Source organism: Mycobacterium sp. 852002-10029_SCH5224772 (assembly GCF_001667315.1).
Lineage (GTDB): Bacteria > Actinomycetota > Actinomycetes > Mycobacteriales > Mycobacteriaceae > Mycobacterium.
In genome coordinates this window covers 1-10,283 of sequence record NZ_LZHT01000064.1, presented here as the reverse complement: position 1 = coordinate 10,283, position 10,283 = coordinate 1, and the positions used below count along the sequence as shown (strand labels likewise).

Sequence of the window (10,283 nt, the reverse complement as noted above, 5' to 3'; positions counted from 1 at the left end):
GGTGAACCGGTCACCGGCTCGGGCACCACCACCAGACGCCCACCATGCAACAACGCGCCCCAGATCTCCCACACCGAGAAGTCAAAGACATAGGGGTGGCACTGCGTCCACACCCGTCCCGGCGGCAGACCGGCGTTCAATGAGTCCAAATGCTGGGTGAGGTTGTGATGGGTGATCGCCACGCCTTTCGGCGTCCCGGTGGTGCCCGAGGTGTAGATCAGATACGCGATGTCCTCGGGGGCCGGCGCCGGCAAGCCCGTGGTGGGTTGGTCGTCGGCAGCGGGATCGTTGGGGTCGATGATCACCACGTCATGTCCGTCGAGTCGCTCGGCCAACCCGGCCGTGGTGATCGCGGCGATCGGCGCGGCGTCGGCGAGCAGGAATTCGATCCGCTCCGCCGGCGCCGCTGGGTCGATCGGCAGATACGCCGCCCCGGCCTTGAGCACCGCCAGGATCGCCACGACCGCCTCGGCCGACCGGGACAACAGCAGCGCCACACACGCCCCAGAGCCCACCTCCCGCCCGGCCAGCAAGTGCGCCAACCGATTCGCGGCCTCATCCATCTCCCGGTACGTCATGGAGCGGCCTTCGCAGGTCACCGCCACCGCATCCGGGGTGCGGGCCATCTGCGCGGCGAACAATGCCGGGATCGACACCGGCGTCGCGGGCCGGGTCAACGCCGCCCGGTTACCGATCTCATCCAACCGGGCATGCTCACCCGCATCCAGCAGATCCACCGACGACAGCCGCCGGGTGGGATCGGCGGTCATCGCCACCAACACCCGCTCCAACCGCTCGACCAACGCCTGGATGGTTTCGGTGTCGAACACGTCGGTGCGGAACTCCACCGTCCCGGAAATCCCGGCCGGTTCACCGGCGTCGGTCCAGCGTTCTTTGAGGAAAAAGACCACATCCATTTTCGCGGTCTGGGTGTCCCCGAGCAGCGGCGTGACCTGAAGATCATCCAAACTCAGCTCGGTTGCGGAGTCGTTGGCTTGCCCGGGGAAATTGTTCCAGGCGAACACCACCTGGATCAGCGGGTGATGGGCCAACGATCGGGCGGGATTGAGCCGCTCCACGAGCACCTCGAAGGGCACGTCTTGGTGCTCGTAGGCGGCCAGGCCGCGTGCTCGCACCTGGGCCAGCAGCTCGGCGACGGTGGGATCGCCGGCCAGATCGACGCGCAGCACCAAGGTGTTGACGAAAAATCCCACCAGCTCATCCAGCGCGGGATCACGTCGCCCGGCGATCGGGAACCCCACTGCCACATCGGAACTCGCGCTGAGCTTGGCCAGCAGCACCGCCAAGGCGGCCTGCGTGACCATGAACCCTGTCGCGTTGTGCTCGCGGGCCACCCGGGCGACCTGCTGCTGCAACTGCGCCGGCCACTCCAGCGCCACCCTGGCGCCGCGGTGATCGGCCACCGGCGGGTAGGGCCGATCGGTGGGCAGCTGCAGCCGCTCGGGCATCCCGGCCAGCGTCTGCTCCCAGTAGGCCAGCTGCGCGGCGATGCGGCTGTCCCTGTCCTCGAGATCGCCAAATTGCGCGCGCTGCCACAGCGTGTAATCGACATACTGCACCGGCAGTGGCGCCCAGTCGGGGGCTCGTCCCGCGCACCGGCTGGTATAGGCCACAGTCATGTCACGCACCAGCCGGGTCGTCGACCAGCCGTCGGCGGCGATCTCGTGCACGACGGCCACCAGCACGTGTTCGTCGTCGGCGACGCGGAAAAGCCATGCTCGCAACGGGATTTCGGTGGCCAGGTCAAACGTGTGGCGCACCGCGGCGCCAATGGCTTCCTCCAGCCGGCCCGCCGACCACCCGGTGGTATCAATGACGTCCCAGCCGATATCGGCCCGCTCCGCGGGGATAACCACCTGCTGGGGTATCCCCTCGATCGCCGGGAACAGGGTGCGCAGGCTCTCGTGGCGGCCCACCACATCGGCCACTGCCGCACCTAGCGCGTCCGCATCGAGGCGCCCACTTAGCCGCAACGGCACCACGACGTTGTAAAGCGGTGACGGCCCCTGCAACTGGTCGATAAACCACAACCGGCTCTGGGCAAACGACAACGGCACCACCGACGGCCGCTCAACGGGCACCAGCGGCTCGAGGCCCCCTCGCTTACCGATACGGGGCGCCAATTCGGCCACCGTGGGCGCCTCGAACACTGCACGCACCGAAAGGTCGGCATCCAGAGCGGTGTTGACCGCGGCGATCAGACGCATCGCCGACAGCGAATCGCCACCCAGGTCGAAAAACGAGTCGTCGACCCCGACCTTGTCGATCCCCAGCACCTCGGCATAGATGCCGGCGACGATTTTTTCGGTCTCGGTCTGCGGCGCCCGGAAGGCGGTGGTGGTAAACACCGGTTCCGGCAGGGCCTTTCGGTCGAGCTTGCCCGATGAGGTCAACGGGAATTCGTCGAGCACCACTATGTGCGCCGGTACCATGTATTCGGGCAACCACGCGCTCAATTGCTGACGCACCGCGGTGATCTTGGTGTTGGTTTGGGGGTCATTGGCGTGACTGCTGCATCGGTGAGCCCCGTCAGGTGGCAGATACACATCGGTCAGCGCCGAGGTTTGCTCAGCGTCAGCTGCAGCGATGAACACCGCATCTACGGTGCCCGGTTGTGTGCCCCAGGTGACCGCGACGTGATATCCGGCGGTATCACCAAGCTCGTGCAATTGTTCGGGGACAACGGCTTCGGCGCCGTCGGCGTGGGCCAGTGCGTCGGCCAGGGGCAGCCCGTCGGCGAGGGCGTGTTCGACGTGGACGTCGCTGATCAGTCCGGCGCGGGGGATCTCCGTGACGCGGACAGCGTTGGGACGTTCAGATACCAACCGGTCGTGCAGCCCGTCCAGGCCCGCACATTCGGTCCACGCCCAGCTGTCCGCGGTGGCCAATGAGCGCACCGGTGCCGGGGTTTTGTGGATGCTGACGTCGTAGCGGTACCGGTTGAGTTCGTTGTCCGCCACTCCGCGTTTGACTTCGATGTCGAGTCCGGCCACCGACGGCTGGTCGTCGGCCCAGGTGATGAAAAACTCTGGGGCGAGCAGCAATTCGGCTTCGCCGAGCATGGCGTGGTGAAGTCGTTGGCGAATCTCGGCGGCATCGATGGCGTCGTCCGTTGTGCGGGCCAGTGCGACGCCGGTCTGAAACGCGCCCTGCAGGCTGTGGTTGCGCACGTCGCCGATGAACAGTGTCCCGCCCGGTGCCAGCAATCGCATCGCGACCGCCAGCACATCAGTCAGATACCGCGCGCTCGGGAAGTACTGGACCACCGAGTTGAGCACCACCAGATCGAAATGGCCCTCCGGCAACGCATCGGCTACATCGGCGGGCTGCACCTGCAACCGCACCCGATCCCCCCACGGCCGCCCAGCCACTGCCGCTCGCAGCCGCTGGATCGTAGGCGCGGAGAAGTCCGTCGCCCAGTACTCGGCGCACACCGGAGCCAGCTGGGAAAGCAATAGCCCCGAACCCACGCCGACCTCCAGCACTCGCGCGGGATGCAACTTGAGGATCCGATCCACCGTGGCCGAACGCCACTCCATCATCTCCTCAAGCGGGATCGGATCGTCGGTGTAGCTGCTGTTCCAGCCGCGGAAATCCATGCCGAACTCCGGCGACTCCGCGTCAGCGCCATACGCCTCGTCATACAGGTTTTGCCACGCCTCGACGGTTTCGGCGTCGTGCTCGGCGGTGGTGGTCTGGTCGAGCGTGACATAGGCGACCAGATGCGAGCCGGTTTTGCTCTCATACACAGTGGCGGCCGCCCGCGAAACCTGCTGGCAACCCAGCAAGGTGTTTTCGATTTCGCCCAGTTCGATGCGGTGTCCGCGCAGCTTGATCTGGGCGTCGGCACGGCCGAGATAGTCCAGGGTTCCGTCGAGCGTCCAGCGCACCAGGTCGCCGGTGCGATAGAGCCGCCCGCCCAGGGGCCCGTAGGGATCTGCCACGAACCGTTCCGCGGTCAAATCCGCCCGGCCCAGATAGCCGCGCGCCAGCGCCGGTCCGCCCAGATACAACTCACCGACCACCCCGATCGGGGCGGGGTTCAGCCGCGCGTCGAGCACCAGTGCGCGCATCCCGGGGAGGGGGGTGCCGATGCGGACCGGCTGCCCCGCCAACAGCGGCGCACTGGTGGCCCAGATAGTGGCCTCGGTGGGGCCGTAGCCGTTGAACATGCGCCGCCCCGGCGCCCACGCGGTCACCAACTCGTCCGGGCAGGCCTCACCGCCGACGATCAGGGTGGACAACTCATCCAACCGGGTCCGATCCAGCGACGACAGCAACGTCGGGGTCATCACCGCCGCGGTGACCCTTTGCTCCTGCAGCAATGCGGTCAAAGCCTCACCGGCATACACCTCCGGCGGCGCAACCACCAGCGCCCCCCGCGATCCCACCGCGACCAATAACTCGCCGAGCGCGGCGTCAAATGTCGGGGAGAGCACCGCCAGCATGCGGGTATCCGCGTCCAGCCCGAACGCCTCGCGCGCCGCGGCTACCCCGGGCAGACCGCCGTGGGTGACCGCCACCCCTTTGGGGGTACCGGTGGACCCCGACGTGAAGATCACATACGCGGTGTTATCCGGTCCCAACGGCGCGAGTCGGTCGGCATCGGTGATCGCCACGGCGCACCGCCCGGACAGGTCCAGACCATCGACGCGCAGCACCGGGCGCATCCCGGCCCCGGCCACCGTGTCGGCATCCCAGGTCAACACGCACACCGCGCCCACCGAGTCCAACACCGTTGCGATCCGCTCGACAGGGTGAGCGGGATCCACCGGCACATACACACCGCCGGCTTTCTGCACCGCCCACCACGCCACCACCAGCTCCGTAGACCGGCCCATCGCAACGCCCACCGCGCGTTCCGGGCCCACCCCCGCCTCGATCAGCACCCGCCCCAGCTGCGTCGACCACTCGTCGAGCTCGCGATAGGACACGCTCCGCGCACGATCGACAATCGCCACCGCGTCCGGGGCCGCGGCCACCGCCGCGGCCAACAACTCCGACGCCACGCCTGCCGGTGCCCCAACTCCGGCGTCAGACCACCGCGACACCACCAGATCGCGCTCGCCGTGATCCAGCAACGCCAGGTCGCCCACCACCACCGACGCATCCGCTACGACCGCTTCGATCACCCGCCCGAACCAGGTGACGAAGCGCTCGATGGTCGCCCGGTCATAGAGATCCGTGGCATAGGTCACGACCCCGGCGGCCATCGGCGCGGTCGGGTCCTCGGAGGGCACCTCCCGCAGATCGACATCCAGATCGAACTTGGCGGTGCGGCTGTCCACCGCAAGTGGCTCGACGCTGAGTCCGTCGAGTGCCACGTCGGGGCGCACATTGTTCTGGAAGGCCAAGGCCACCTGAAATACCGGATGATGCGCCGTGGAGCGCACCGGGTTGAGCTGCTCGACCAGCCGCTCGAACGGCACGTCCTGGTTGCTGTAGGCGTCCAGCGCCTTCTGACGCACGCACGCAAGCACCTCGCTGAACCGGTGCGCAGGTGTCAACCCAACGCGCAACACCCAGGTGTTGACGAAGAACCCGACCAGCTCATCCAGCGCCGCATCCATCCGCCCGGCGATCGGGGTGCCCATCGCCACGTCCCCGCCGGCCCCGGCCCGGTGCAACACCACCACCATGGCCGCTTGCAGCACCATCGAGACGGTCGCGTTATGCGCCGCCGCCAACGCCTTGATCCCCGCCCACAGCTCCGGGTCGAGGTGCATGTCCACGGCATCACCGCGGTAACTGGGCACCGGCGGGCGCGCCCGATCCGCCGGCAGCGAGACCACCTCGGGCAGATCAGCCAACTCCTGCCGCCAATAAGCCAACTGCCCGGCGATCACACTGTCGGGATCAGACTCGACGCCCAGCCACTCCCGTTGCCAGAGCGTGTAATCGGCATACTGCACCGGCAACGGCGCCAACTGCGGGGCCTGGCCCTGCCGCCGCGCCCGATAGGCCTCGAAGATATCCCTGGCCATCGGAGCCAGTGACCACCCGTCAAAAGCGATGTGGTGCACCACAATCCCCACGACATGCTGCTCGGGGCCCACCGCATAGATCTGCGCACGAATCGGGATCTCGGTTGCCAAATCAAACCGGTACCCCGCCAGCGCCACCAACTCGCCGATCACATCCTGCTCCGGCAACGACACCACTGGCAGGCCATCGCGCCGCCACATCCCCGCCTCTGCCGGGAGCACCTGCTGGAACGGCACACCGTCGATGTCAGGAAATATGGTGCGCAGCGCCTCGTGGCGGGCGATCACATCATCGATAGCCGCCGTCAACGCCTCGACATCCAGCACACCGCTGATCCGAAACGCGGTCGGCATGTTGTAGGTCGCCACCCCGCCCTCGAACCGGTCGAGGAACCACAACCGGCTCTGCGCATACGACAACGGCACCAACGCCGGCCGCGTGCCGGCCACCAGCGGCTTAGGCCCACCCCCGCCCCCGCCGATACGGGGCGCCAACTGGGCAACGGTGGGCGACTCGAACACGGTGCGCACCGCAAGGCCGGCGTCCAACGACTTGTTGATCGCGGCGATCACCCGCATCGCCGACAGCGAATCCCCGCCCAGGTCGAAGAACGAATCGTCGACCCCGACCCGCTCGAGCCCGAGGACTTGGGCATAGATGCCGGCCAGGATCTCCTCGGTGCGGGTACCCGGGGCGCGGTAGCGATCGACCTCGGTGTATTCGGGTGCCGGCAGGGCCCGGGTGTCCAGTTTGCCGTTGACCGTCAGCGGCAGCGCCTCGAGCACCACCACCGCCGCCGGCACCATGTAGCCCGGCAACCGCTGACCCAACCGTGCCCGAATATCGGTTGGGTCAGCAGCTCCAGTGATATAGCCGACGAGTCGCTTGTCACCGGGGCGGTCCTCGCGCGCGATTACCGCCGCCTGATCCACCCCGTCCAGTGCGGCCAGCGCCGCCCGGATCTCACCGAGTTCGATGCGGTACCCGCGGATCTTGACCTGCTCATCGGCGCGACCCAGATAGTCCAGCTGACCATCGGGCCCCCAACTCACGAGGTCCCCGGTGCGATACATGCGTGTTCCCTGCGCCCCGGCACCGCCGAACGGGCAGGCCACGAACCTCGACCCGGTCAAAGCAGCCCGGCCCAGGTATCCGTACGCCAACCCACCGCCGGCTACGTACAACTCCCCGACCACCCCGGCCGGCACCGGACGCAACCACGGGTCCAGCACAAAAAAGCCAAGATGCACCAACGGCACCCCGATGGGGCTGACACTGCGGTCGACGTCGGCGACGCTGATCTCGCGGAACGAGGCGTGCACCGTCGTCTCGGTGATGCCATACATGTTGATCAGCCGCGGCGATCGCCGGTGGCGGTCCAACCAGGTTCCAAGACGCTGGGGTTCTAGCGCCTCGCCGCCGAACACCACCGTCTCCAGCTGCAGCCGAGATCCCAGCTCGGGTGCCCGCGCATCGGCGGTTTGCAGCGCATAAAACGCCGACGGCGTCTGACTCAATACGCTGACCTGTTCAGCGACCAGCAGCGCGTGCAGGTCTTCGGGTGAGCGTGTCACGGATTCCGGTACCACCACCAGCCGTCCGCCCTGCAACAGCGCACCGAAGATCTCCCACACCGAGTAGTCGAAGGCCAGCGAATGGCACTGCGTCCACACCTGCCCCGGCGACAGTTCCAGGTCGGCATTCAGTGCTGTCAGCAGCCGGGTCACGTTGTGATGGGGGATGGCCACCCCCTTGGGCACCCCGGTGGTGCCCGAGGTGTAGATCAGGTAAGCGATCTCCTCGGCTGCCGGCGTCGGCAAGCCCGAGCACGCGCAACCAAGGATGCGCGGGTCATCGATATCGATGACCGGCAGGCCACAGCCGTCGAACCGGTCGGCCAGCCCGGTGGTGGTGATCGCGGCGATCGGCACGGCATCGGCCACCATGAACTGCATTCGCGCGGTCGGATGCGCCGGATCAATCGCCAGATACGCCGCCCCGGTCTTGAGCACCGCCATTACCGCCAGGACCGCCTCGGCCGACCGTGGCAACAGCAGCGCCACGCACTCTCCCGGGCCGGCGCCCAGGGCGAGCAACAGGTGTGCCAACCGGTTCGACGCCTCGTCGACCTCCCGATAGGTCATCGACTGGCCTTCAAAGGTGATCGCCGCCGCCTCCGGTGTGCGCGCCACCTGAACAGCGAACACCGCAGGAATCGACGCCGCTATTGGCACCGCCCGCGCCAATATCGCCCGGTTACCGATCTTGTCCAGGTGGGCGTGCTCATCGGCATCCATCAAGTCCACCGACGACAACCGCTGGCTTTGATCGGCGGTCATGGCCGCCAACACTCGCCGCAACCGCTCGATCAGCGCCTGGATGCTGGCCGCGTCGAACACATCGGTGCGGAACTCCACATCCCCGGCAATCCCGGCGGGTTCACCGGCGTCGCTGAAACGTTCGGCCAGGGTGAATGTCAGGTCCATGCGCGCCGACTGTGTGTCCGTCGGCATGCGCGTGACGTGTAGGTCCCCCAAGGCCAGCCCGGCGGCGGGGTCGCTGGTGTGGCCGGGGAAATTCTGCCAAGCCAACACCACCTGCACCAGCGGGGAATGGGCCAGGCTTCTGGTCGGGTTGAGGCGATCAACGAGCACCTCAAAGGGGACGTCCTGGTGCTCATAGGCCGCCACGCTGCGCGCCCGGACCTGGGCCAGCAGCTCGGCCACGGTGGGATCCCCGGCCAAATCGACCCGAAGCACCAGGGTGTTGATGAAAAATCCCACCAGCTCATCCAGCGCCGGGTCGCGCCGTCCGGCGATCGCGAATCCGACCGCGACATCGCTGCTGGCGCTGAGCTTGGCCAGCAGCACCGCCAGGGCGGCCTGGATCACCATGAACTTGGTTGCGTTGTGCTCGCGGGCCACCTGAGCAATCCGCTGCTGCAGCTGCGCCGGCCAGTCCACCACCACACTGGCGCCGCGGTAATCGGCCACCGGCGGGTAAGGCCGATCCGTCGGCAACGCCAGCCGCTCGGGGAGCCCTGCCAGCTCCCGCTCCCAATAAGCCAGCTGCGCCGCGATCGGGCTGTCGGCATCGGCCACATCACCCAGCTGCGCACGCTGCCACAGCGTGTAATCGGCATACTGCACCGGCAACGGCGTCCAACCCGGGGCGTGACCCGCACACCGGCTGGCATAAGCCAGTCCCAGATCACGCACCAGCGCGGTGATCGACCAGCCATCCGAAGCGATATGGTGCACCACGGCCACCAGCACGTGTTCGTCGTCAGCGACGCGGAAAAGCCTTGCCCGCAACGGGATCTCGGCGGCCAAATCGAACGTGTAGCACGCTGCGGCGTTAACGGCCTCACTCAGCCGGCTTTCCGACCAGCCGGTGGCATCCACGACCTGCCAGCCGAAACCGACTTGTTCCCTAGGGATAACCACCTGCTGCGGTGTTCCCTCGGGCGCCGCAAAGAGCGTACGGAGGCTCTCATGGCGGCCCACCACGTCCGCGAGGGCGGCCCCCAACGCCTCGGCATCCAGGCTTCCACTGAGCCGCAACACCGCCGGTATGTTGTAGACCGGCGATAGGCCCTGCAACTGGTCCAGGAACCACAACCGTTGCTGGGCAAACGATAACGGCACCACTGCGGGCCGCTGCACCGCCACCAACGGCTCAAGCCGACCTGCGCTCGCACCGATACGGACTGCCAACTGCGCCACTGTGCGCGCCTCGAACAAGGCGGGTACCGAGAGATCGGCATCCAAGCTGGTGTTGATCGCGGCGACGAGGCGCGTCGCCAGCAGCGAATCACCACCCAAATCGAAGAAGGAGTCATCGACACCGACGCGCTCGATGCCGAGCACGTCGGCGTAGATGCCGGCCAGGATCTCCTCGACCGCGCTAGCCGGAGCGCGGGACCCGGCATTCTGGTATTCGGGTGCCGGCAGGGCGCGGGTATCGAGTTTGCCGTTGGGGGTCAGTGGCAGCGCCGCCAACACCACCACCGCGGCCGGCACCATGTATTCCGGCAGTCGCTCGGCCAGCGCGATACGCAGTTCGCCCGGATCGACTGTCCCGCTGCTCGATTCGGTGACATACCCCACCAGCCGCTTGTCGCCGGGTCGGTCCTCGCGCGCGATCACGACGGCCTGCTCCACGCCCTCCAGGGCGGTCAGTGCGGCCTGAATCTCCCCGAGTTCGATGCGATACCCGCGGATCTTGACCTGCTCATCGGCACGGCCCACATACCGCAGCTGCCCATCAGCACCCCA

General features: G+C 67.3%; 1 protein-coding gene. It reads right to left on the bottom strand.

Annotated features, from left to right (window positions below; translation table 11 throughout):
* A partial coding sequence (locus tag A5775_RS11580; RefSeq protein WP_156660669.1) for a non-ribosomal peptide synthetase occupies nt 1–10,283 on the bottom strand: 10,283 nt, incomplete at both ends.